We start from the raw sequence: 22,067 nt of genomic DNA, 5'->3' as shown, positions 1-22,067 counted from the left end.
GGTTCTGTTCGATGTTTGCCGTAGCTCTCAGTCCGCATACCGGTGCGCGTCCGCATGCTTGAAGTCAAGCCCGCAACCGGGCCTTGACCAGTCAGGCGAGATGGCGCCGTCGCGCGCGCGCGGTGCACCATCGAAAAGCATCGATTCGATGCGCACGTGATCGTGAAACCATTCCTGATGGCGAAGACGCGGTGCGGCGCACGCTACGTGCAAATGCAACGCGGGCGCGCAGTGCGCTGAGAGCGGCATATGGAATGCGTCGCAAAGCGTCGCCGCGCGCAGGAAGCCGGTGATTCCGCCGCATCGCGTGACATCGGCTTGAAGGACGTCCACGGCTTGATTGGCGAGCAGCCTGAAAGAGTCGTCGAGCGTGTAGCTGTATTCGCCTGCGGCTAGCTCCATATGCGCAGGCAGCGCGTCGCGCAATGATGCAAGCCCGCCAATATCGTCCGATGACACCGGTTCTTCGAACCACTCGGCGCCGTATTGCGCGAACCGCTCGGCATAGAAAAGCGCCTGCTTTCGATTCAACGCCCCGTTCGCGTCGACGAAGAGTCCGGCGCCCTCCCCGATGGCGTCGCGCGCGACCGACACGCGGTGCGGATCACGCGATGGCTGCGTGCCAACCTTGATCTTGACCCAGCGGCATCCGTCCTCATGCACCCAGGCAGCGAGCTGATCGCGAATCTGGTCGTCGGTATAGGTCGTGAAGCCGCCGCTGCCGTAAAGTGGAACTGCGGTGCGAACGGCGCCTAATAGGCGCGCGAGTGGCATGTCGAGCAGCCGGGCCTTCACGTCCCACAGTGCGCAGTCGAGCGCCGAAATCGCGCATGCCGCAATACCTGAGCGGCCGATGTTGCGCACGCGCTGCTGCATGCGTATCCAGACGGCGTCGACGTTCCATGCGTCTTCCCCGACGAGCGTTGAGGCGAGCGTCGATTCGATCAAGGCGGCGGTGGCCGCGTCGTTATACGTGTAGCCGATGCCGGTCTTGCCCGCCGCGGTGACTTCCACAACGACAAGCGTCGTGGATTGCCAGGCGAAAGTCCCATCGGCTTCCGGCCGGTCTGTCGGGATGGTGTAGGCGCGGGCCCGAATCGCTTCGACCGGCGCCTCCCGTTTTGTAAGGTGCATGGCGAAGACCCCCGGTTACGTGTCCTTATGCCCGGGCAGCACCGCACCCAGCACCTGTTTCGCGGTGTCCACGATGATGTTGCCTTCGTCCGGATCTCCTTCGAAGAGCGTCGTGGCGAACGCTTTTGCCTGCTGCAGGGTAATGTGCGGCGGCAGCGGTGGAATGTTGGGATCGGCTTTCACCTCGATCACAACGGGGCGGTCTGAGTCCAGCGCTTCGTCCCACGCTGCGCCCATGCGCTCGGCCTGATGGACATAGAGACCCCGCAGCCCAATCAATTCAGCAAAGCGGTGGTATGGCACCGACGGAATGTCTTGCGACGCCTCAAACTTCGGGTCGCCGTTCATCACGCGTTGTTCCCACGTAACCTGATTCAGGTCGTCATTGTGAAGCACCATGCATATCCAGCGCGGATCGGACCATTGCTTCCAATACTTCGCGACCGTGATCAGTTCCGCCATGTTGTTCATCTGCATCGCGCCGTCACCGACCAGTGCGATAACCGGCCGCTCAGGATGCGCGAATTTCGCCGAGATCGCATAAGGCACGGCCGCGCCCATGGACGCGAGCCCCCCGGAGAGTGAACACATCATGCCGCGCTTGACCTTGAGATCGCGCGCGTACCAGTTTGCGCATGATCCAGAGTCACTGGTCACGATGGCGTTGGGCGGCACGCGCGGCGATAACTCCCATACCGTGCGTTGCGGGTTAACGCCGGTCGTTCCCGACACGAGCGCACGCTTTTCGAGTTTTTTCCACCAGTCAGTCATCCAGCCTTCGATACCCTCCCGCCATGCGCGATCCGCTTTGTGTTCGAGCAGTGGCAAAAGCGCACGCAATGTTTCCGCGCTGTCGCCGACGAGATTGACTTCCATCGGATACCGAATAGACAGCATGTCGGGCTTGATATCAATCTGTACCCCGCGCGCCGCGCCTTCTTTCGGGAGGAACTCCGAGTAAGGAAAGCCCGAGCCAATCATCAGTAACGTGTCGCATTCGGTCATCAGCTTATAGCTCGGCTCCGTGCCAAGCAGACCAATCGAGCCGGTCACGTAAGGCAGATCGTCGGGCAGTGCGGCTTTGCCCAGGAGCGCTTTTGCGACGCCTGCGCCAAGTTTCTCCGCCAAAGCGATCACTTCATCGGTCGCTTGCAACGCGCCCGCGCCCACCAGGATTGCCACCTTCTTTCCCGCGTTGAGGACTTCGGCGGCTCGTTGAAGATCATCAGGATAGGGGACCGTCTTGGGCGCGCGATAACCGACCCCCGAGTGCAAGGTTCCGTGCTTGCGCGGCGGCGGCTCGTATTTGAGTTCCTGCAAATCGTTCGGGAACACGAGTGCCGCGACTTTTCGCTCGCCTAGCGCAGTTCGGATGGCCCGGTCGACAAGATGTCGAACCTGGGAGGGCACACTGGCTTGTTGGATGAAAGCGCCCGCGACGTCCTTGAACATCGACTGAAGGTCGACTTCCTGTTGATAATGTCCACCGAGGGACGCGCGGGCTTGCTGCCCGGCGATAGCGAGCACAGGCATGTGATCCAGTCGCGCGTCGTAAAGACCTGCAAGGAGATGGGCTGCCCCCGGCCCCGAGGTCGCCAGACACACGCCAAGTTCGCCAGTGAACTTCGCGTGCGCCGAAGCCATGAAGGCGGCCATCTCCTCATGCCGCGTCTGAATGAATTCGATCTTGCCTTCTGCGCGGTTCAACGCCCCAAGGATGCCGTTGATGCCATCGCCCGGATAGCCAAAGATGCGGCGCACGCCCCATGCGTGCAAGCGGTCGACCAGAAAGTCGCCGACAGTAGTGGTCATAGTTTGCTCCCAGGTTGCTGCGAGGAGGGTGGTGAATATTGTTATGGTCGATATATCACAACGTGATGCAATGACTGTGCCGCGCTGCGAGGCGGCCAACAGCTCATACGCGTGGGGAGTATCCCCGTTAGGTTTCTGCAAGTATTCGCCTCAACTCTTTCATTTGGTCCAAGTGCAGGGCAGCGAGCTTGTACAGGCACCGCTCGCCCTTGCGGGTGAGATGCACCTGCACAAGCCGACGATCTTTGTCTCCCAACTTCTTGCGCACGACGAGCTGTGCCCGCTCGCAGCGAGAGACCAATGCACCGGCGCCATTAGAGGCGGCCTGAAGACGCTCGGCGAGTTCCCCGACCGTCGCCCAAGAGCGTCCCGGCATGCCATGTACATGAACGAGTAGGGAATATTGAAGCGGGGTAATCCCGGCTAACTGCGTTATCTCTTCCGAGTAGCGCAGGAACGTTCTCAAGACATAGCGAAACTGCGAGAGACGCTCCACATCTTTTTTTGCGGGCATTACTCGGCGTATGCGTAGCTGTCGATTCATCACCGGTCCTATCTCGCTCGTTCAGGATTTGTCCAGACCGCCGCCAGTTTCAGTCCGGCGATCAGTTCAAGCAGTCTATGGAAAACTTTTCAAGCGTTTGAAAAAATATCACATTGTGATACACATCTGTGCGGATGAAGTCGGGAAGGCGTGCGGTGGTTTGTTGCATTTATCGAGGTTGGAATAAGCGTTGCGGTAGGCAGCGCGCGCCGAAGCAACCTCACTCAAGCATCAACCGGGCGCAGCAAGTCGCATTTCGGCTTTTTTAGTCCGTGCGTTCCCAGGAGATACCGTGGTGTCAGTGCGCCGTGTCATCGCGTTGGTTGTTCACGTTGGAGCCTCGCTCGCCACGGCACTCTTTCAGCTAGGCGCCTCGGCCGCCGGAGCGTCGCCGCGTGAGGCTGAATCGCTGACGGCTGCGTCGACGCCGCTCGCGTATTTTCTGCACAGCAAGGGGCCCGCCGCACAGCCAGTCATATATCTCGGATGGACGCTGACGATCATATGCGTGCTCGTGTGCGTCATCATTGCCGGATTGCTTCTCATCGGCATGTTTCGACGTAGGAAGCCGCAGGACGCGCGAGCGCTCGTTTCGGAAGGAGGGTTGCGCTTGGTCTACGTCGGCTCGGTCCTCTCGACCATCGCGCTTTTCGGCATCGCCGTGTACATGCTCTCTGTGCTCGCGGAGGTCGCCGACCCTTCAAAAACGCCGGGTTTGACCGTGACGGTCACGGCCTACGACTGGTGGTGGAAAGTCGACTATGGAGACGGCGAGAGCCGGTTCTCAACGGCCAATGAGCTGCACATCCCGTCCCGCGTGCCGGTGCTCGTGTTGCTGAAAAGCGCCGATGTGATTCATGCTTTCTGGGTCCCGGAACTGGCCGGCAAAACGCAGACGATTCCTGGTACCACAAACCGGCAGTGGATCGAGGCGGACCACCCGGGGGTCTTCCGAGGCCAATGCACGCAGTACTGCGGCGTACAGCATGCGCACATGGCGTTCGAAGTCTACGCACAGACGCAGGCTGATTACGACCGGTGGTACGCCGCGCAGATGGGGGCAGCACCGGCACGATCGACAGCTCAAGCGATCCGAGGAAGGAAGCTCTTCGAAGGACGCTGCGCGGGATGCCATACGGTTCGCGGAAGCAAGGCGACCGGGGTTCAGGCGCCGGATCTCACCCACGTGTTGTCGCGTCGGCTGCTTGCGGCAGGTAGCGTCGTCAATACACCAGAGAACCTGATCGACTGGATTCAGCACGCTCAGGAAATCAAGCCCGGCACGCTCATGCCCGACATGAAGCTCTCGCCCGCTGAAGCGGGCGATTTGTCGGCCTACCTCGCCACTCTTAAGTAAGGAATCGACGATGGCCTCCATCGGTGATCGAAGCGCTGCGCAGGTCCACCGGGTCGCGTTCCGACGTGAGCCTGAGTTTGGCAGCGTCCCCCAGGGGTCGGAGGCCGAGAAGCACCTGCGTGAAATCTGGGAAGGAGATTCGGGTTGGCGCGGTTTCATTACAACCGTCGATCACAAAAAGATCGGCCTGCGCTACATCGTCACAGCCTTTCTGTTTCTTTTGCTGGGCGGAGTTGAAGCGCTTGTGATGCGTTTGCAGCTTGCGCAACCGAACCAATCACTGGTGACGCCTGGCCAGTTCGCCGAGCTTTTCACGATGCACGGCGTTACGATGATCTTCTTGTATGCGCTTCCGGTCCTCAGCGGCTTCTCGAATTTCCTTTGGCCACTCATGTTGGGGTCTCGCGACATGGCGTTTCCTCGTCTGAACGCGCTTTCGTATTGGGTCTTTCTCTTTGCCGGCATCTTCCTTTATGGCAGCTTTCCATTCGGCCAGGCGCCCAACGCCGGCTGGTTTAACTATGTGCCACTTTCGTCCCTAGAGTACAGCCGCGGAATAAATATCGATGTCTATTCCCTCGGTATGGTGCTGCTGGGCATCTCGACGACCGTTGGGGCAGTAAATTTTGTAGTCACGCTTTTTCGCATGCGCGCGGTCGGCATGTCGGTGGACCGGCTGCCGATTATCGTGTGGGGCACGCTCACCATCTCGTTTGCAAATCTCTTCGCCGTGCCGTCGGTGAGTCTGGCCTTTCTGCTGCTGTGGATGGACCGCAATATCGGTACGCACTTCTTCGACGTGGCGAGCGACGGCCGGCCGTTGCTCTGGCAGCACTTGTTCTGGATGTTCGCGCATCCGTGGGTCTACGTCGTCGTGCTGCCGGCTATGGGCATCGTCTCGGATGCCCTGCCGACCTTCTGCCGTCGTCCCCTCGTCGCTTATGCGGCGGTGGCAATGGCGACTGTCGGTACAATGACCGTCGGCTTCGAAGTGTGGATCCATCACATGTTCGCAACCGGAATCACGCCCCTGGCACTGGCCTTCTTCGGCGCGGCGAGCTTGCTCATTTCGATTCCGAGCGCGGTCGCCGTGTTTGCATGGGTCGCGACGATATGGACTGGACGGCCCGTCTTCGCTGTACCGTTCCTCTATTTCGCGAGCTTTGTGCTGATGTTCGTCATCGGCGGCGTCTCCGGCGTAATGACGGCCGCAGTGCCGCTCGACTGGCAGCTTACCGATACCTACTTTGTCGTCGCGCATCTGCATTATGTGCTGCTGGGGATCAACGTTTTCCCCGTCTTCGGCGGAATCACCTATTGGTTTCCGAAGTTCACCGGACGGATGATGAATGAACGATGGGGCAAGATCGCGTTCTGGATCGTCCTCGTGGGGTTCAACCTTGGCTTTTTCCCGATGCACATCTCGGGTTTGCTCGGCATGCCTCGGCGCATCTACACCTATCCTGAAGGCATGGGCTGGGATACGTCGAACCTGATTACGACGATCGGTTCCTTTATTTTTGCGTTAGGCGTTCTGCTCTTTGTGGTGAACGCACTCGTCTCGGCACGCCGCGGACGTGAAGCGCCGAAGAACCCGTGGGACGCGCCTGGGCTCGAATGGTCGACCGAGTCGCCGCCGGCGCCGTACAACTTTGCAGTCTTGCCGGTGATCGAATCGCGGCATCCGATGTGGGAGGATCGCCTGCAGCCGAAGGGGCGGCAGTCGAGTCTCTCATCAGGATACTTGCTTCACCGAGGGCGCGAGGCGCTTGGAGTACACCCTTTCAGCGGCAGCCCCGATGTCATTCTCAAGATGCCCGAGGATGCCTGGTCGCCATTCTTTCTCGGACTTTTTGGCGCGCTTGTTTTCGTCGGCGTGTTGTTGCGCTCGCCGTCTTTTACCTTGGTGGCGCTCGCGGCGGCAGGCGCAACGCTCATCGCGTGGATGTGGCCGCGACGCGCGCTCGCGCAGCGCGAGCCTCCCGGACCAGCGCAGACCGTTCCCGCGAACACCGGCACAAGCAAGGACGCTCTGCCCGTCGGAAGTGCAGGCGAGCACTCGGGAGGATGGTGGGGCGTGCTGGCACTCATCGCGACGGAAGCGAGTCTTTTCGGTTATTTGATCTTCTGCTACTTCTACTCACAGTCTCAGACGACTCTCCCGTGGCCGCCGGAGGGCATGCCGAAAATCGGCACAGGTGCACTGAGCACCGGCACACTCATCTTGAGCAGCGTGTTCGCGTGGCTCTCCGAGCGAACGCTCAAAAGAAGTAAGCGGTGGCCGGCTTTCGGCTGGATGTTGGTCGCGATTGCGCTGGGCGTCACGTTCGCTGGCATGCAATGGAAAGAGTGGCACGACCATCCGTACGGCATTACCGCTCATCTCTACGGCTCTCTCTACTTCACTATCACGGGCTTTCATATGGCCCACGTCGTCGTCGGACTGGTCATCCTTGTTCTGCTCGCGGTCTGGATTGCGTTAGGGTATTTCGACGCCGAACGCAACGCACCGATGCGCATCGGCGGCCTCTATTGGCACTTCGTCGACGTCGTCTGGCTATTCATCTTTACATCGTTGTATGTGACGCCGTTCTGGATGCGAGGCCACTGATGCAAACGCCCGTCCCCGCGGAGAAGTCTGCACTCACCCAAAGCGAAAAGCGCCGTCTTGGCCTGTGCGCGAGTGCGGGCTTTTTCTTCGCGCCCGGCGCATGGCTGCTTCAACTGATGGTCTCTGAGACGATCTCCGCCCAAGCCTGCTCGGCTGGATCGATCCCGCGTGTCAAACCTGTCTTTCCGAATCTCGATGGATGGTTGTATGGAATGTCGATCGCTGCCTTCGCCGTCGCGGCCATATGCGCCGCACTCCCCGTGTACGGCTTCGTGTTCCTGAGGCGCAAGCAAAAGCAGCTCAAAGCACAGCGTTCGAACATGGAGTTGTCCGAGGAACCGTCGCGCGCTGAGGAGGAGGTGACTCGTAAGCGCTTCGTTGCGCTGTGCAGCGCGTTGATCGGCTGCGGATTTGTTATAGGGCTGGTGTTCACGGTCCTTGCCGAAGTGTTTTTCCAATCTTGTAGCCAGTGGCATTGACATGAACGCGATCAGAACTCGGGATTGGCTTGTCAAGGCGCTCATGATTGTGGCGTTGAGCGCATGTGGCGACCGGTCGGCGGATCGCTTATCCGATACCATCACCGGCCAGTCACCGTCGATGACCGACCCGAAGCTGATTGCTCGAGGTGAATATCTCGCAAAAGCCGGCGACTGCAGTGCATGCCACGACGCTGCAGATCACACGCCGCTGGGCGGCGGCATGCCTGTCAACTCGCCGTTTGGTCCGATCTATGCAAGCAACATCACACCGGACACCGAGTTCGGTATTGGCCGCTACAACTTGCGTGATTTCGCCGACGCGCTGCGCGTGGGTAAGCGGCGCGACGGCAAGCGGCTTTATCCGGCAATGCCATATCCGTCGCTTGCGAACATGACGGACGACGACGTGACCGCGTTGTACGCGTATTTGATGCACGGCGTCGCGCCGGCCGCCAAGCGTGCGCCCGAAACGCACTTGCCGTTTCCGTTCAATCAACGTTGGGGCATGCTGTTCTGGAGTCTCGCGTTCGGCAATCATGACCGGTACCAAGCGAACTCCAAACAAACCGCGCAGTGGAACCGAGGCGCGTATCTCGTACAAGGACTTGGACACTGCGGCGCATGTCACACGCCGCGAGGCCCCGCTTACAACGAACTGGGCTATAGCGAAGCGTCACCATGGTATCTGACCGGTGGCGTCAACGATCACTGGCTCGCGCCTAACCTGACCGGCGATCCAGGTAGTGGGCTTGGGCGCTGGTCTGCCGACGACATCGTCAAGTTCTTGCGAACCGGCCACGGCGCAGGCGCCATCGCGTTTGGCGCAATGGCCCCCGTGGTTGAGGAAAGTACGCAGCATCTGTCCGATTCGGATCTTCAGGCGATCGCCGTATATTTGAAATCACTTTCAGCTCAACAGACCTACGGCAGCTTCGCAAACAACGCGCACGCTCAGGTGCAGACCGCGCGAAGCATTCGCATCGGTGAAGTGGAGCGTCCTGGCGCTGGTGTGTATCTATCCTTCTGCGCGCGGTGCCACGAGGCGGACGGACGAGGTCAGCCCAATAAGGTCGCTGCACTCGCGGGCAATCCGCTGGTGCTGGCCGAAGACCCGACCTCGGTGATGCGCATCGTGATTGAAGGCAGCAAGAGCCCAAAAACGGATACGGGACCCGAGCCTCAGAAGATGCCCGGTTTTCACGGCAAGCTGACGTCCGCGGAGATGGCTCAGGTAGTGAGCTTCATCCGCGGCGCATGGGGCAATCATGCTGCGCCTGTTTCAGATCAGGAAGTAGAGCGACTGCGATCGGCTATCCATCAGTAACGAGCGCTGCGTCATCAGCTCTCGAGCAGGAAGCGCGGCGAATCAAAGAGACGACGGTCGTGAATGCCGGAACAGGTTTTGTTCGATGTCACGTCATGATTTTCCCCCGGAGCCCGCAGCCATGAGCAATGACAGCAAGAGTCCATCCTATCCCTTTGCCTCCGGCGGCTGGGGATCGCTTAAATCCGTGGCCACGATCCTGATGCAGGAAAAGGTCCCGCTCAAGGACAGCGCAATACTGCTCAAACAGAACAAGCCGGATGGCTTCATGTGCGTGAGCTGTTCGTGGGCCAAGCCGGCGGACCCTCATACGTTCGAGTTCTGCGAGAGCGGGGCAAAAGCCACGGCGTGGGACACCACGTCCAAGCGCATGACGCCGGCGTTCTTCGAGTTGAACACCGTCACGTCGCTTCTGAACTGGCCCGACCACGATCTGGAAGAAGCGGGCCGGCTGACCGCGCCCATGCGGTACGACGCGGCATCGGACAGTTATGTGGAAGTAAGCTGGGGGGACGCTTTTGCGGAGATCGGCCGGGAACTGAATGCGATGGATCCCGAGCAGGCCGTCTTCTACACGTCGGGGCGCGCTTCGCTCGAAACGGCTTACATGTATCAGTTGTTCGCGCGGATGTACGGCTGCAATAACCTACCCGACAGCTCGAACATGTGTCATGAAAGTTCGAGCGTTGGGCTGAAGGAAGCGATCGGCGTCGGCGTGGGTACCATCACGCTCGACGATTTTGAAAAGACCGACCTGATGTTCTTCTTCGGCCAGAACGTGGGCACGAACAGCCCGCGCATGCTTCACCAACTTCAGGATGCGCGCAAACGGGGCGTGCCGATCATCACCTTCAACCCGCTGCGCGAACCGGGACTCGTTTCCTTCGCCAATCCGCAGTCGCCCGTGCAAATGCTGACGCCGGCCCAGACGCAGATCAGCACGCAGTATCACCAGGTCAAGACGGGCGGCGACACGGCCGCCATCCTCGGCATCTGCAAGGCCGTGATCGAGGCTGACGATCAGGCGAGAGCGCAAGGCCTGCCGCGCGTGATCGACGTAGCGTTCATCGAGGAACATACGACAGGCTTTGACGCATTCGCCGCATGCGCCCGCGAAACCGAGTGGAGCGAAATAGAACGCATCAGCGGTCTCGGACGCGCTGCGCTGGGCGAGGCCGCCGCGGAGTACATGAGCGCGAACGCCGTGATGGCTCACTACGGCATGGGACTAACGCAGCATCGTCTGGGCGTGCAAAACGTGCGCATGCTCTGCAATCTGCTCCTGTTGCGAGGCAACGTAGGCAAGCCGGGCGCCGGTCCTTCGCCGATACGCGGACACTCCAATGTGCAGGGCCAACGCACCGTTGGCATCACGGAGAAGCCGGAGCTCGCGCCGCTCGATCAGCTCGCAAAACAGTTCTCATTCGAGCCGCCGAGAAAGAAAGGCATGAACACGATCGAAGCATTCGAGGGCATCGTCAAGGGAGAAGTCAAAGCCGTGGTTAATCTGGGCGGCAATCTCGTGCGTTCCGTACCGGATCGACTGCAGACCGAGCCAGCGTGGGGTCGCCTGCGTCTGACGGTCAACATTGCAACCAAACTCAATCGCAGTCATCTGGTGCACGGCGAAGTGTCGTACGTGTTGCCGTGTCTGAGCCGCATCGAATTCCACCGCACGCCGATGGGCGAGCAGGCCGTATCAATGGAAGACAGCACCGGCTGCATGCACGGTTCGAAGGGCGTCACGGAGCCGGCGAGCGAGAAGGCGCGCTCCGAGCAATTTATCGTCGCAGGCATTGCGATGGCCACACTCGGGGCGCGCTCCACCGTCGATTGGGATGCGTGGCGGAACGACTTCGCGCTTGTACGCGACGAAATCGCGAAAACCTATCCCGAGACGTTTCACGACTTCAATGCACGCATGTGGCAGCCCGGCGGCTTTCACCGTCCGCTTCCGGCGCGGCATCGGCAATGGAAAACGAAGTCGGGAAAAGCCGAGTTCATGGCGCCGGAGTCGCTGGGGGAAGACCCAGACATGCGCGAGAAGATGCCCGACGCGCTGCGCCTCATGACCTTGCGCAGCGACAGCCAGTTCAATACGACCATCTATAATATCGACGACCGTTTTCGTGGCGTGAAGGGCACGCGCATGGTAATCCTGATGAACAAGGCTGACATGGAGAAGCGTCAACTTCAGGAGGGGCAGAAGGTGACCTTGCAGACGATCGCCGACGACGGCATCGACCGCCGTCTCGACGGGCTAGAGATCAAGGCCTATGAAGTGCCCGAAGGCTGCATCGGCGGCTACTATCCTGAGTGCAACGTTCTTCTGCCACTTTGGCACTATGCGAAGGAAAGTAAAGTGCCGGGCGCGAAGTCGATTCCAGTGCGAATCGTTTGACTGTTCGACGCGGATGGGATCCGCCTTAGCCGCCAACACGCACGGAGGGCCTTCTTAGGTCCGCCGGTGGTGCGCCACAGCCCCTTCACTGAGTTACTGGGCTCGTCGACCGGCCGATGTCGAAGTGTGCGGCCGTCCGCTGCCCGACGACCGGCCGGGATGTCAAGTCAAATCGCTGAACTGTCTCTTACGGCTTCTCAGGCCACGTCGCGCCGTCGGACCTGTTCACGCCATCGGCATAGCGCGAAAGACGTTTGCGCAAAGCGTCGATCTGTCCGAGTAGATCGAGCGCGATTGCCACGCCTGGCGCATTCACTTCCAGATCTTTCGCCAGTCTTTGAGCGGTAATGGCGCGGCACAGACAGTTGCGCTAACTCGCCATTCTTCCATGCGCGCGCCTCGCGGCTCGAAGGTGCCTTCTACGACCCATCGGACGAAATCGTCGGCCAACTCGCGTAATACGGCAAAGTTCGCTCAGCGTGAACTCGATGTGTTTCTCGTGAGTTCGCCTGGAAGGCAAGTGTCGTTGACCTCCTGCCGGTCGTGGCCACCGCTGTACGCGAAATCTTCGTTGGCATCTGGACGCGAGCGGATCTCGTCGCCGTCCTTGTAGCCGATGCCGAGCTCATCGACGCCGCTCGCTTCTCGGGGTCCTTGAGGACTTGCCAGGCCTCGCCGACCTCCTCGAAGCGCGCTTCGGCGTCGGCGCCCTTGTTGAGGTCCGGATGAAACTTGCGCGCGAGCTTGCGATGCGCGGTCTTGATCTCCGCTTGGGTGGCCGCTGGCGCACGAACGGCGACTACTACAACACTTCAACGGATCGGCAAAGCTGCGGCGACCGCCTGGGGTCAGACCTGCCGCGATCCCTTGAAGAAGGTTGCCGATCGCAAAGGCGGACGCCCGATCCACAAAGATGTACTCGCGGCTTTAGGAAGACCTTGGCTCTACGATCGAGGTAGCTTGACCTCAAGCAACGCGTCATCCGGGCCGGATTTTGGCGTTCTGGGTCCTCGTTCCACGCCATGCGCAACGCAGCAAGCAGCGCGCTACTGAACGGTGCTGCCTTCGTAGCCACTCGGACAGCCTCCGGATTCTCTCTTCGTCGTCGCGAGAGCGTCGAAAGCAAAATCGCATTTACCGATTGCGGTTCTCCGTATGTCCACGTTAAAACCGCTTACATGTGCCTGTCGGGATCAGAAGCGCCGTGTCAGATACGCGAACTTCTAGTGACCTTCGCGACCGTCGGCGCGAATCGTGCTAATCAAGCGTGGGTAAGGTAACAAACATGATGGCGCGAGCCTCTCTTAAATTGGAGTAGTGCGGAGAAACAAGCATGTTCTGGGAGAAGAAGCTGACGCAGTGGGTTGAGGAAGTGCGCGCGGGGGCCGACCTCCCCGCGCGGCTTGTGCTTTGGGATGGACAGCAGCTCGATTTCGGAGAGTTCGCCGCCCCTGAAGTCACGCTGCATGTGAAGAGCGCGACAGCCCTGCCCTATCTGCTTGAACCGAGCCTCGACAATCTCGGCGAAGCCTATGTGAAGGGCAAAATTGATATCGACGGCAAGCTCACCGACATCATCGACATTGGCCACCGGCTCGCGAACAGTACCGTGACGAGTGCCGGCGCGCTCGCCCGCGTGCGACGCTACTTTAGTCACTCGAAGACGTCGGACAAGAAAGCTATCCAGTACCACTACGACGTGTCGAACGCGTTCTACCAGCTTTGGCTCGACAAGAACATGGTCTACTCCTGCGCGTACTTTGAGAACGGCGATGAAGACATCGACACCGCGCAGCTCAAGAAGATTGATCACATTCTCACCAAGATCCAGGTCAGGCCCGGGCATCGTCTGCTCGATATCGGCTGCGGCTGGGGCGCGCTCGTGATTCGCGCCGCCCAGAAGTTCGGCGCGACCTGCGTGGGCGTCACACTTTCCGAAAACCAGTTCAAGCTCGCCGCCGAGCGCGTGAAAGCGGCAGGTCTTGAAGGAAAGATCGAGATCCGCCTGCAGGACTATCGCGAAATTCCCGGGCAGTTCGACCGCATCACGAGCGTCGGCATGTGCGAGCACGTCGGGTGCAAAAATCTGCCAGCGTATTTCTCAAAGATTCGCGAATTGCTCGTCGATGACGGCATCGCGATGAATCACGGCATCACGTCGTCAGATGCCGATAGCGGCGAGACCTCGTTCGGCGGCGGCGAGTTCATCGACAAGTACGTGTTCCCAGATGGCGAGCTGCCGCACATCAGCCTCGCGCTCGAATCGATGCAGCGCGGCGGTCTGGAAGCGATCGACGTCGAGAGCCTGCGCCGGCACTACGCGCATACGCTCGGCATCTGGGCCGAAAGATTCGAGGCGAACGCAGAGCAAGCGAGAAAGCTCGTCGACGACGAGCACTTCCGAATCTGGCGAGTCTACCTCGCGGGATGCTCGTACGCATTCGAGAACGACGACGTGTCCATCTATCAGGTGATCTGCCGTAAGGCGGGGCGCAGCGCGAAGACGCTGCCGTGGTCGCGCCGGTATATCTACAAGGATGCGCTCTGAACCGATGATTCGGGAGGCCCGCGCGTCGTTAATTGTTACATGCCGAGCGCCACGCGGCGCCCGCGTAGTTGACAACGCGGTTCCAAAAATGGCGACAGTTCGACTGCTTCCAGGCCAGATCGGTGTCGAATCAGAATGTCCGCTGCGCCCGCGGCGAAGCCAGGAAAGAACTCCGTGACACGAAGGAAGAGTTGAAGGACGCCGCGGACGACGCCGCTGGCAAGAACAGTTCTGATGCACCCGCACCCTGGATCGGGCGGCCTGGAGGGCCACTGCAAACTAATGCGAAGCCGTCCTAACATTAGTCACCTAATGCCTCTTTCTCCGTTCAGTTCTGACGCCAGTGCGACCGCGAACTGCAGCACACCGGCGGCGGTGGCATCCATCGCCGTGACTTTTTTTGCGCGTGCGGCTAATCGCGACCTGGTACAAGTTCATCGATGTTGAGCGACCCCGGGTATCGAGCGCGATCAGCGTCGGGTCGTTGGTCGAGCCTTGTGAACTGTGGACGGGAGACGCGTACGCGTGTTCAAGACGAAGCGGCCGACTGCTGGATAGCTCGACCGAACGTGGGAGCACAATACTCCGCTATGTAATTGCCGGTACCACCTCGATCAACGCCACGCCTATCATGGCGCCTACGACTGCACTGACAACCTTGGGATGCCAGCCATCGAGATGCAAGGCGTTCAGCAGGGCGCCGACGAGAACGATACCTAACAGCGCGAAAACCACGATCAGATACGCAATCTCGAAATCGCTATTGAATAACATGGCCGCCTCCGTTCTTTGTCTACTCTTTCTCGCACTTTTAATATATCACATCGTGATATAAACGGGTTCGAGATCGAAGCGCCGATGCGACCCTGAGAAAAAGGACGGCGCCAAGCTCTCAGGACGTGGGCTCGGCCTTGCGTTGCGGCGCGTACCGAGCCATGAACGGCACCGCAATGACAACGTGTCGCTGCGCAATCGCTGATTTATTTTTCGCAAACGGGCTTGAGCTAGAAGTTTCGGACGCGTTCGGCACCGCCGCCTGGGAGAACCGCCACGGACGCTGAACGGCGAGGGTTGAAGGCGATCGGTAAAATCGGGGCGACTGATTTCAGGCATGCACGATGGGATTCGAACAGCTCGCGGCGCTCAAAGCGCAGCTAAACCAAGGCTCGGACCGCAGAAAGGTTGCCTCACACGTGACGTCAGCCCCTGTAGGCGTCGAAAAGGAAATTAAGCAGCCGCCGAAGCGTCCGCGAACATCTGCTGACGCGGCCGCGCGCGCAGTCACGACGCTGCAACGACATTTTCCGCACGCCTTTCCACGCAGTCCCGGACCAAAGATTCCTCTCAAGGTTGGGATTCTCAGGGATGTGCTTGCCCGAGCGGCGTCGCTTGGGCTGAGCGAGCGAGACGCTCGTAATGGCGTCGAGCTCTGGTGTCGTGGTCAACGCTATTGGACCTGTCTCGTGAAAGGCAATATGCGCGTGGATCTAACCGGCGCAATCACCGGCGTTGTCTCCGCTGCCGAAGCGGAGTACGGCGCAAGTCAGGAAAAGGCTCGGCTCGCGCGCCGGCAAGAGCAGATTGCGAAGAATCGACAGGGTCGGCCGCGTTGACCGACAAGACGCGTTTCAATCGCAGCTAATCTTGACATAATGAAACTGATCGCCGTTTATATCGTAGTGCTAATCGATAGGGGGTATTGCAGAACAGCTATCGATCGGTCTCTCAGCCTCGATCGCGCCGCTAGTGACCGCTGACCGCGTTCCGATCTGGGATAGCTTGAGGTCCAACACACGACGGACATTATTCAAATCGCCTGACACGGCGCGGGAGGATCCAGCAATCGCAGCGGTAAGTTGCATTCGGCACTGTGGTGCGAAAACTCGCTCGCCTTTTTCTCTTGCGCTCGACTCTAATTTGCGCCCTCGATCGCGTGACGTGCATCAGAAGTCTTTCCGAGCGGCGCGACGCAGCAACCGCGGGTCGGTCTGCCATTCATCACGCGACCCGATCTCGACCTGCGCGAAGTCTTCATGGTTCGGATTGAGGAGGTAGTTAGTCTCGGCGGGAACGACTGAGCTGGGGACGGCGAACACCGCGCTCGTTCGCTTTCGCGCCCACGCAGCGCCAATTTGCTGCAATTCCGTCCGAGCATCGAGGCCGCGCCAGTCGCGCGGCAACTTCGCGGGATCGACTCGTTCGATGAGTGACTCGGGAATTCGCGCCGGAATCATGATATAGCGCGCCCGCAGAGGTGAGTCCTGCACAAGCATCTCAAGCAATGCGAGCGACTGCGTCTGCGCGGTATAGACGAGCGCCACGCCCTTCGGATTCCAGCGCCCACCGTAAAGTCGCGCGCCTTCCCCGGAGAAGGCGCTGTCCGCGAACCGTTCTGTCGTTACCCGCCATGCGGTAACCGTCATGCAAACACGCCATGCTCGATGCGCCCAAGTGTATCCAGTACGCTGTCCGCGCCGATGTCTGTGTCGATCAAGCTAAGCGGCGTCACGTCGCCAAGCGCGGCAACCGGCGACTTGAGCCAACCGATGGCCAGTTCGAGATCCTCGAACACTTCCGCCGCGCGCGCGGCGACACGCGCGAGTCGCAGCAGCTTAGCCGACTCCTCGCGGCTGAACACGCCTTCGCGTTTTCGCCGTGCGAGCGTACGCTCAGGGATGTCGAGTGCCTGCGCGAGTTCTGCTTGTGAGATTCCGATCGATTTCAGGATGAAATCGAGCGCTTGCGAGGATATCCCGTGACGGACGATATCTACCCAATCAAGGCCAGAGCGGGGCTCGCGTGGGAGTACCGAGCGTCCACCCAGCAATGAGTCAGCCGAAATTTTGTCGATGACGTTCATCGAACCCTCCTGCCATTTGGCATTTATTTTACACCAAATTGGCTGTCGAGGTGACCGCTGCTGCGCGCGTGGAGGGCGCGGCAAGTACCATTCGATCCTAGTGGGGTATTTTTGCCCATTCCCCAAAACGGAAAATCCCCGTCAGACCCTTCCGGGCAAGGCTTTCCTGGCAAGGTGCGTAGCGAGTACAGCCTCCTATGACGGGATTCCAATTGTCGGGGGCCTCATTGTCGGCTGCGGGAGTTCAGCCGTTGATTCTGACCATTTTGGTGCGCGAACGAGACTTCGTTGTGGATGAAGCAACGGGCGCTGCAGGGATCGGCTCAAACAGTGCCTCGAGGTCATCGGCTGAGAACTTGACGGCGCCGGCGGCATCCTCGGAGAGGATCGCGTCGGCGAGTGCGGCCTTTTGCTGCTGCATCACGACGATTTTCTCTTCGACGCTACCGGCCGTGATCAGCTTATAGACGAACACGGGCTTGTCTTGCCCCAGACGATGCGCTCGATCGGTTGCCTGATTTTCGACGGCGGGGTTCCACCATGGATCGTAGTGAATCACGGTATCGGCGGCCGTCAGATTCAAGCCGACTCCACCGGCTTTCAGACTGATCAAAAAGATCGGTACCTCACCTTGCTGAAAACGTCGCACCGGGGTCACGCGATCGGTCGTCTCGCCAGTCAGCATGACGTACCGAATCTGGGCGACATCGAGGGCGGCGGCGATGAGTTCGAGCATACCGGTGAACTGCGAGAACAATAGGATACGCCGGCCTTCCTCGATCAGTTCGGGCAGCATATTCAGCAGCAGCTCCAGCTTGGCCGATTCTTGAATGCGAGCAGCCTGCTTGAGCTTGACGAGCCGTGGATCACAGCAGACCTGGCGCAGCTTGAGCAATGCGTCGAGCACGATGATGTGACTACGCGCGAGGCCTTTCGCGGTGACGGCCGCTCGTATCTTTTCTTGCATCGCGGCACGGACGATTTCATAGAGGTCGCGCTGCGCGCCATCGAGTTCGACGGAGCGGACGATGGTCGTCTTGGGCGGCAACTCGGTGGCGACCTCATCCTTGCGCCGCCGCAGCATGAAGGGGCGAATACGCCGCGCGAGCAGATCACGTCGGATGGTGTCGCCATTCTTTTCAATTGGCGAACGCCAGCGTCGGGTGAAATCCTTGTGCGTCCCGAGAAAGCCGGACAGCAGGAAATCGAACTGAGCCCATAGTTCACCGAGATGGTTTTCGAGCGGTGTGCCTGTCAGGCAAAGGCGGTGCCGCGCGCGCAGCTCGCGGATGGTCGTCGCCGCCCTTGTCGCGGCATTCTTGACGTACTGGGCTTCATCGAGGATCAACAGGTGGTAATCATGTTTGACGAGGACCGATTGGTCACGCCATAGCAAGGCGTAGGTCGTCAGGATGAGATCGTGCCCGGTGATTTCATCGAAGCGTTCACGACGCTGCGGGCCGTGCAGGTCAAGCACGCGCAGATCCGGCGTGAATCGCTGTGCTTCCACGCGCCAGTTGTGTACCGGCGTGGTCGGCACGACGATCAAGGCGGGGCGATCCAGCCGCCCGGCTTCTTTTTCGGCGAGGATGTGCGAGGGTCTGCACTGTCTTGCCGAGCCCCATGTCGTCGGCCAGCACGCCCGACAGATCATGTTCGCGCAGGAATTGCATCCAGCTCAGCCCCTGACGCTGATACGCGCGAAGTTCGGCCTGCAATCCGTGCGGCACTGGCACCTCGCTGACGCCGGGACCGGCTATGAGCCGTTGAGCTAACTGGCAAATGGACGTGTCACCATGAAATTGCCAGCGGCCGATTCGGTCCAGCGCATCGAGCCGGGCTGCATCCCACTCCGAAATGCGCAGATCGCCTGCACCGATCGTGTCGAACAGATCGATCAGCACGCGCACGACCGGTTTGAGCCGGTCGGCCCGCAAGCGCAGCCGCTCGTTGCGGTCGGTCTTCAGTTCGACAGCCTCGTCGTCGGCAATCGCGTCGAGCCCGCCCGAGAGCCAACGTGCATCACGTCGAAACAGGTCGGCCAGCAACGGCTCCAGTCGCACGATACGGCCATTGACCATGATACCCATCTCGACATCGAACCAGCCGTCACCGGCCTGATGCAGAACGCCGTCGATCGCTTCGATTTCGATCACGTTGTGGCGGAACGCGTCCGTCATGGCGACCTGCCAGCCGTTCTCACGGAGCGCGGGCAACGCAATTTTGGTGAAGGCGGGCCAGTCATCGACGTTTTGCGGGGCTAGCATGCCATCCGGAAACGGATGGGGGCCGTGGGCGCGGCTGGCTGGAACTTTCCGCAAGCCGGCTTTGTGCAGTTCCATCAAGTGGCGTTGCTCGACGTCGAGCTGTCGTTTGATCTGGATCACATCACCGTCTGGCGTGCGTATGAGCGTGACATTGCTCTGGGCATCGAGAGCATGGCCCGCGTAGTCGAAAATGACGGTCGCAAAATCCAGCACATTCGGCGACGCCGTTGTCGACCAACCGGATGCCCAGGTTGGTCGTGTATCGAGCGCCAGCTTCGGGATCGGTGTGGCGTTTATCACCCGCACGCTCGCCACGTCATGCGTGGGCGGTCGAGGCAAATCCGGCGCCACCTCTTGCAACACCGTGCCAACGAGCGCGGCTTCGTCGAGTGTGATGGGCGGCATCGCCAGAAATTCTCCGAGCTGCGCGGCCGACCAGGGTAAATCGATCGGACCCGCTTCTCCTGATTGCGCATCCAGGTACCAGCACGGCTGGGGCGCGCTCAGCAGGAGCGTGGCGGGTGGCTCAGTTTGCAGAACGGGTCGTACACGGGTATCCGGCAGGGAATGCCATGCGATCTGTCCGCGGCGCGAGGGCCCGGTATGCAGCGCGCACGGCTCGCCGGAGTGCATGGGGTTTGCCGTTGGCGAGACGAACGCGCGGCCGGTCGCGACGAGCTTTTCCAGGACGGCGGCGCCGGTTGTGCCTTGCAGCCCGAAGCTGCCGGTATATTCGCCGGAACGGTCCAGCCACAATCCACGCAGGACAGGTAAGTCTTCTTCGGCGACAAATTTCGGCGGTTTAACGAGGGCATTTTCGACATTGCGCCACGGATCGTCGAAGGAGCGAATCGTGCCGTCGGCGTTCACGCGGGCCTTATAGAGAAAAATTTCCGGGCCGCCGCGATACGAACCGGCGATCACATACGCCAGTGCGTGCGTAGCCTTGGCCGTCGCGGGCTTTTTACTGCGGGCGACGGGTGCCGTGCGGGCGGCACGAAACCCTTCCAGCCAGGTCGCCAGCTCAGGCCGCACGCCCGATGCAGGTTGCTTAGGCAGGTGTTCAAGACCCGCGATCAGCAGAGCAGCCACGTGCTTGCACTCGAAGCCGACCGGGCACGTGCATTCGTTTTCGATCCACATATCCTCGTCGACGTCGTTGAACGCGACCCAGGCATCATAGGGGCGCGATCGCGTGCCCTGGACCTTTCCCATAAGCGTTGTATAGTCGTCCTCCCACTTCAGCTCCGAGACGGCGTGCGCATAGTCGCGAGCTTTCGTCACTGTATGGGAGCCTAACCAATCCGTGATCTGTTTGCGGGTGTAGGAGACGGGCATGGACAAAGGATTCAGATTGACAACGCGCCAAGGATTTTACGCGGACCGACGCAACCAGACAGACAACCGGGCGGAACCGACGAGCGCTGTCGGTTGCCGATTTCGAATCTACTCGAAGCTGTGCAGCGACAGGGGAAAGGCCACCTCGCGACGATGGGTGGCGGCTCCGTCCAAGCTGGTCAATCTTTGCGGCGGTTCTTGCCTCGCACCCACCCAACCTAGGTTTTTGTCTATCTATTGATAGATTGATATTGCTTGGAAACATGGTTTGGGGATCTGGCACGCAGGATGGTTTCACGGGAAACGCTCAGCTCCGATCTGAAAATGAGTTCCGAGTCCCGCTGCGCCCGGCCGCATGAAACGAATCCAGGGCGATCGAGACGCTGGAGGAATGGCCATCAGACCGCCAGCTTTGGCAAATTTTGGCAAGCCTGTTATGCTGGATCCCATGACGACCATGAACATTTCCTTGCCGGAAACGCTGAAAAGCTTCGTTGATGAGCAAGTCAACGAGCGGGGCTATGGCACCAGCAGCGAATATGTCCGGGAACTGATCCGCCGCGATCAGCAGCGGCAGCAATTGCGCGCGCTATTGGTGGAGGGTGCGGCATCGGGTGCGACGACGCCGGTTGATGGAAGCTATTTCGAGTCGCTGCGCACGCGCGTGCGTAATGCGCATAAATGAGGTCGAAGCCGGTTATTCCTACGCATCGGGCGCGGCAGGACGTCGAAAGCGAGATTGACTATTACCTTTTCGAGGAAGGATCCGAGCGAGCTGCGCTGGGGTTTATCGCTGCTATCGAAGCGGCCTACCTGCAGTTGGGCAGAAATCCCGCCGTGGGATCTCCCCGCTATGCCTACGCGCTCGATCTGCCCGGACTTCGCTCGTGGCCGCTCAAGCGCTATCCCCATGTCGTTTTTTATGTCGACCGCGACGAACACGTCGAAATCTGGCGCGTGATTAACGGCGCACGGGATATTCCCGCGTGGCTGATCAACGAAGAAGGGTAGTCGCGCCGTCAGATCAACCTGCGGTCGGATGCCACCTGCCGCCGAGCAGTTACCACGTCGACGTCGCAACCCGTCTCGCCGCTGTTGTTCGCACGGCGAGGATGCTCCGCATGGTCGCCAACGAGTCTTCGGCGATCGGACTCAACGTTTGCCGCCGCGGCTCGGCGAAGTCTGGTGTTTGAACACCCAAGCGTCGGCACACTGCGGACAGATATGGCTTGCCGGATCCCGTGCATCGCTGGACGGCGAGGGCGATCGCCGCATCGCCTACGTGTCTACGCAGCCAGTCGAGCGTTTGCCGATCTTTCTCGTTGCAGATCCTGACCAGGTGCTCCATCGTCGCCCTCCATGCTGTATATAAACACAGTCCTGTGAATT

17 protein-coding genes and 2 pseudogenes are annotated in these 22,067 nt (G+C 60.1%); 9 read left to right on the top strand and 10 right to left on the bottom strand.

Going from position 1 to position 22,067, the window contains the following annotated elements:
* Window positions 1–27: 27 nt before the first annotated feature.
* The 3 genes from AWB77_RS21755 to AWB77_RS21745 form a co-directional block, all read right to left on the bottom strand.
* A complete protein-coding gene (locus AWB77_RS21755) occupies window positions 28–1,134 on the bottom strand; it encodes an enolase C-terminal domain-like protein (RefSeq protein WP_061136496.1) in 1,107 nt (368 codons plus the stop codon).
* 15 nt (window positions 1,135–1,149) lie between these two features.
* Window positions 1,150–2,946 carry a thiamine pyrophosphate-requiring protein gene (locus tag AWB77_RS21750; RefSeq protein WP_061136495.1) on the bottom strand — a complete coding sequence of 599 codons (1,797 nt, stop codon included), beginning with the start codon at window positions 2,944–2,946 and terminating at the stop codon, window positions 1,150–1,152.
* 127 nt (window positions 2,947–3,073) lie between these two features.
* Window positions 3,074–3,490 (bottom strand): MarR family winged helix-turn-helix transcriptional regulator, encoded by a 417-nt coding sequence (locus AWB77_RS21745; RefSeq protein ID WP_061136494.1) that lies wholly within the window; start codon window positions 3,488–3,490, stop codon window positions 3,074–3,076.
* A 301-nt stretch (window positions 3,491–3,791) separates the two neighbouring features.
* Between AWB77_RS21745 and coxB the strand changes: the two genes are divergently transcribed.
* The 5 genes from coxB to AWB77_RS21720 all read left to right on the top strand — a co-directional run bounded on the left by coxB (window position 3,792) and on the right by AWB77_RS21720 (window position 11,665).
* Window positions 3,792–4,847: a cytochrome c oxidase subunit II gene (gene coxB / locus AWB77_RS21740; RefSeq protein WP_061136588.1), complete on the top strand. Its 1,056-nt coding sequence runs from the start codon at window positions 3,792–3,794 to the stop codon at window positions 4,845–4,847.
* 10 nt (window positions 4,848–4,857) lie between these two features.
* Window positions 4,858–7,458: a cytochrome c oxidase subunit I gene (ctaD, locus tag AWB77_RS21735; protein WP_061136493.1), complete on the top strand. Its 2,601-nt coding sequence runs from the start codon at window positions 4,858–4,860 to the stop codon at window positions 7,456–7,458.
* Window positions 7,458–7,937 (top strand): hypothetical protein, encoded by a 480-nt coding sequence (locus AWB77_RS21730; protein ID WP_061136492.1) that lies wholly within the window; start codon window positions 7,458–7,460, stop codon window positions 7,935–7,937. The genes ctaD and AWB77_RS21730 overlap by 1 nt, the downstream gene beginning before the upstream one ends.
* Window position 7,938: 1 nt before the next feature.
* A complete protein-coding gene (locus AWB77_RS21725; RefSeq protein ID WP_061136491.1) occupies window positions 7,939–9,264 on the top strand; it encodes a c-type cytochrome in 1,326 nt (441 codons plus the stop codon).
* Window positions 9,265–9,385: 121 nt separating this feature from the next.
* Window positions 9,386–11,665: an FdhF/YdeP family oxidoreductase gene (locus AWB77_RS21720; RefSeq protein ID WP_061136490.1), complete on the top strand. Its 2,280-nt coding sequence runs from the start codon at window positions 9,386–9,388 to the stop codon at window positions 11,663–11,665.
* Between the two features lie 187 nt (window positions 11,666–11,852).
* On the opposite strand, the gene AWB77_RS37350 is transcribed toward AWB77_RS21720, so the two are convergent.
* Both AWB77_RS37350 and AWB77_RS37345 read right to left on the bottom strand, forming a co-directional pair.
* Entirely contained in the window at window positions 11,853–12,026 is a 174-nt protein-coding gene (locus AWB77_RS37350; RefSeq protein WP_374728710.1) for a chaperone modulator CbpM, read from the bottom strand.
* A 58-nt stretch (window positions 12,027–12,084) separates the two neighbouring features.
* Window positions 12,085–12,438 (bottom strand): annotated as a pseudogene (locus tag AWB77_RS37345) (J domain-containing protein); the annotation flags it as partial.
* A gap of 560 nt (window positions 12,439–12,998) precedes the next feature.
* On the opposite strand from AWB77_RS37345, the gene AWB77_RS21710 reads away from it, so the two are divergent.
* The gene (locus tag AWB77_RS21710; RefSeq protein WP_061136488.1) at window positions 12,999–14,213 is read left to right on the top strand and encodes a class I SAM-dependent methyltransferase; all 1,215 of its coding nucleotides are present in this window, start codon (window positions 12,999–13,001) and stop codon (window positions 14,211–14,213) included.
* A 588-nt stretch (window positions 14,214–14,801) separates the two neighbouring features.
* Here AWB77_RS21710 and AWB77_RS21705 read toward each other — a convergent pair.
* Window positions 14,802–14,987 (bottom strand): hypothetical protein, encoded by a 186-nt coding sequence (locus AWB77_RS21705; protein ID WP_061136487.1) that lies wholly within the window; start codon window positions 14,985–14,987, stop codon window positions 14,802–14,804.
* 344 nt (window positions 14,988–15,331) lie between these two features.
* Here AWB77_RS21705 and AWB77_RS34585 point away from each other — a divergent pair, with 344 nt between their 5' ends.
* Window positions 15,332–15,826, top strand: coding sequence for a ProQ/FinO family protein (locus tag AWB77_RS34585; protein WP_074168925.1), 495 nt, complete (start codon window positions 15,332–15,334; stop codon window positions 15,824–15,826).
* 330 nt (window positions 15,827–16,156) lie between these two features.
* Here the strand turns inward: AWB77_RS34585 and AWB77_RS21700 are convergent, their stop codons facing one another.
* From AWB77_RS21700 to AWB77_RS21690, 3 genes and pseudogenes are all read right to left on the bottom strand, one after another.
* A complete protein-coding gene (locus AWB77_RS21700) occupies window positions 16,157–16,636 on the bottom strand; it encodes an RES family NAD+ phosphorylase (protein ID WP_061136486.1) in 480 nt (159 codons plus the stop codon).
* Window positions 16,633–17,073 (bottom strand): Xre family toxin-antitoxin system antitoxin, encoded by a 441-nt coding sequence (locus AWB77_RS21695; protein ID WP_061136485.1) that lies wholly within the window; start codon window positions 17,071–17,073, stop codon window positions 16,633–16,635. The genes AWB77_RS21700 and AWB77_RS21695 overlap by 4 nt, the downstream gene beginning before the upstream one ends.
* Before the next feature lie 244 nt (window positions 17,074–17,317).
* A pseudogene (locus AWB77_RS21690) lies at window positions 17,318–20,678 on the bottom strand (DEAD/DEAH box helicase).
* A 448-nt stretch (window positions 20,679–21,126) separates the two neighbouring features.
* On the opposite strand from AWB77_RS21690, the gene AWB77_RS21685 reads away from it, so the two are divergent.
* A complete protein-coding gene (locus AWB77_RS21685; protein ID WP_061136587.1) occupies window positions 21,127–21,363 on the top strand; it encodes a type II toxin-antitoxin system ParD family antitoxin in 237 nt (78 codons plus the stop codon).
* A complete protein-coding gene (locus AWB77_RS21680; RefSeq protein WP_061136484.1) occupies window positions 21,360–21,689 on the top strand; it encodes a type II toxin-antitoxin system RelE/ParE family toxin in 330 nt (109 codons plus the stop codon). The genes AWB77_RS21685 and AWB77_RS21680 overlap by 4 nt, the downstream gene beginning before the upstream one ends.
* Before the next feature lie 49 nt (window positions 21,690–21,738).
* Here AWB77_RS21680 and AWB77_RS37590 read toward each other — a convergent pair whose 3' ends face one another.
* Window positions 21,739–22,026, bottom strand: a complete 288-nt coding sequence (locus AWB77_RS37590; protein ID WP_061136483.1) for a CppA family protein — start codon at window positions 22,024–22,026, stop codon at window positions 21,739–21,741.
* Between the last annotated feature and the right edge of the window lie 41 nt (window positions 22,027–22,067).

The organism is Caballeronia fortuita (assembly GCF_001544835.2).
Classification (GTDB): domain Bacteria; phylum Pseudomonadota; class Gammaproteobacteria; order Burkholderiales; family Burkholderiaceae; genus Caballeronia; species Caballeronia fortuita.
This window is presented reverse-complemented; position numbering and strand designations above follow the sequence as displayed.

Coding starts and splice junctions, on each gene's coding strand:
- AWB77_RS21755 (WP_061136496.1), bottom strand. CDS start 1,134: ATGCACCTTACAAAACGGGAGGCGCCGGTCGAAGCGATTCGGGCCCGC.
- AWB77_RS21750 (WP_061136495.1), bottom strand. CDS start 2,946: ATGACCACTACTGTCGGCGACTTTCTGGTCGACCGCTTGCACGCATGG.
- AWB77_RS21745 (WP_061136494.1), bottom strand. CDS start 3,490: ATGAATCGACAGCTACGCATACGCCGAGTAATGCCCGCAAAAAAAGAT.
- ctaD (WP_061136493.1), top strand. CDS start 4,858: ATGGCCTCCATCGGTGATCGAAGCGCTGCGCAGGTCCACCGGGTCGCG.
- AWB77_RS21730 (WP_061136492.1), top strand. CDS start 7,458: ATGCAAACGCCCGTCCCCGCGGAGAAGTCTGCACTCACCCAAAGCGAA.
- AWB77_RS21725 (WP_061136491.1), top strand. CDS start 7,939: ATGAACGCGATCAGAACTCGGGATTGGCTTGTCAAGGCGCTCATGATT.
- AWB77_RS21720 (WP_061136490.1), top strand. CDS start 9,386: ATGAGCAATGACAGCAAGAGTCCATCCTATCCCTTTGCCTCCGGCGGC.
- AWB77_RS21710 (WP_061136488.1), top strand. CDS start 12,999: ATGTTCTGGGAGAAGAAGCTGACGCAGTGGGTTGAGGAAGTGCGCGCG.
- AWB77_RS21705 (WP_061136487.1), bottom strand. CDS start 14,987: ATGTTATTCAATAGCGATTTCGAGATTGCGTATCTGATCGTGGTTTTC.
- AWB77_RS34585 (WP_074168925.1), top strand. CDS start 15,332: ATGGGATTCGAACAGCTCGCGGCGCTCAAAGCGCAGCTAAACCAAGGC.
- AWB77_RS21700 (WP_061136486.1), bottom strand. CDS start 16,636: ATGACGGTTACCGCATGGCGGGTAACGACAGAACGGTTCGCGGACAGC.
- AWB77_RS21695 (WP_061136485.1), bottom strand. CDS start 17,073: ATGAACGTCATCGACAAAATTTCGGCTGACTCATTGCTGGGTGGACGC.
- AWB77_RS21685 (WP_061136587.1), top strand. CDS start 21,127: ATGACGACCATGAACATTTCCTTGCCGGAAACGCTGAAAAGCTTCGTT.
- AWB77_RS21680 (WP_061136484.1), top strand. CDS start 21,360: ATGAGGTCGAAGCCGGTTATTCCTACGCATCGGGCGCGGCAGGACGTC.
- AWB77_RS37590 (WP_061136483.1), bottom strand. CDS start 22,026: ATGGAGCACCTGGTCAGGATCTGCAACGAGAAAGATCGGCAAACGCTC.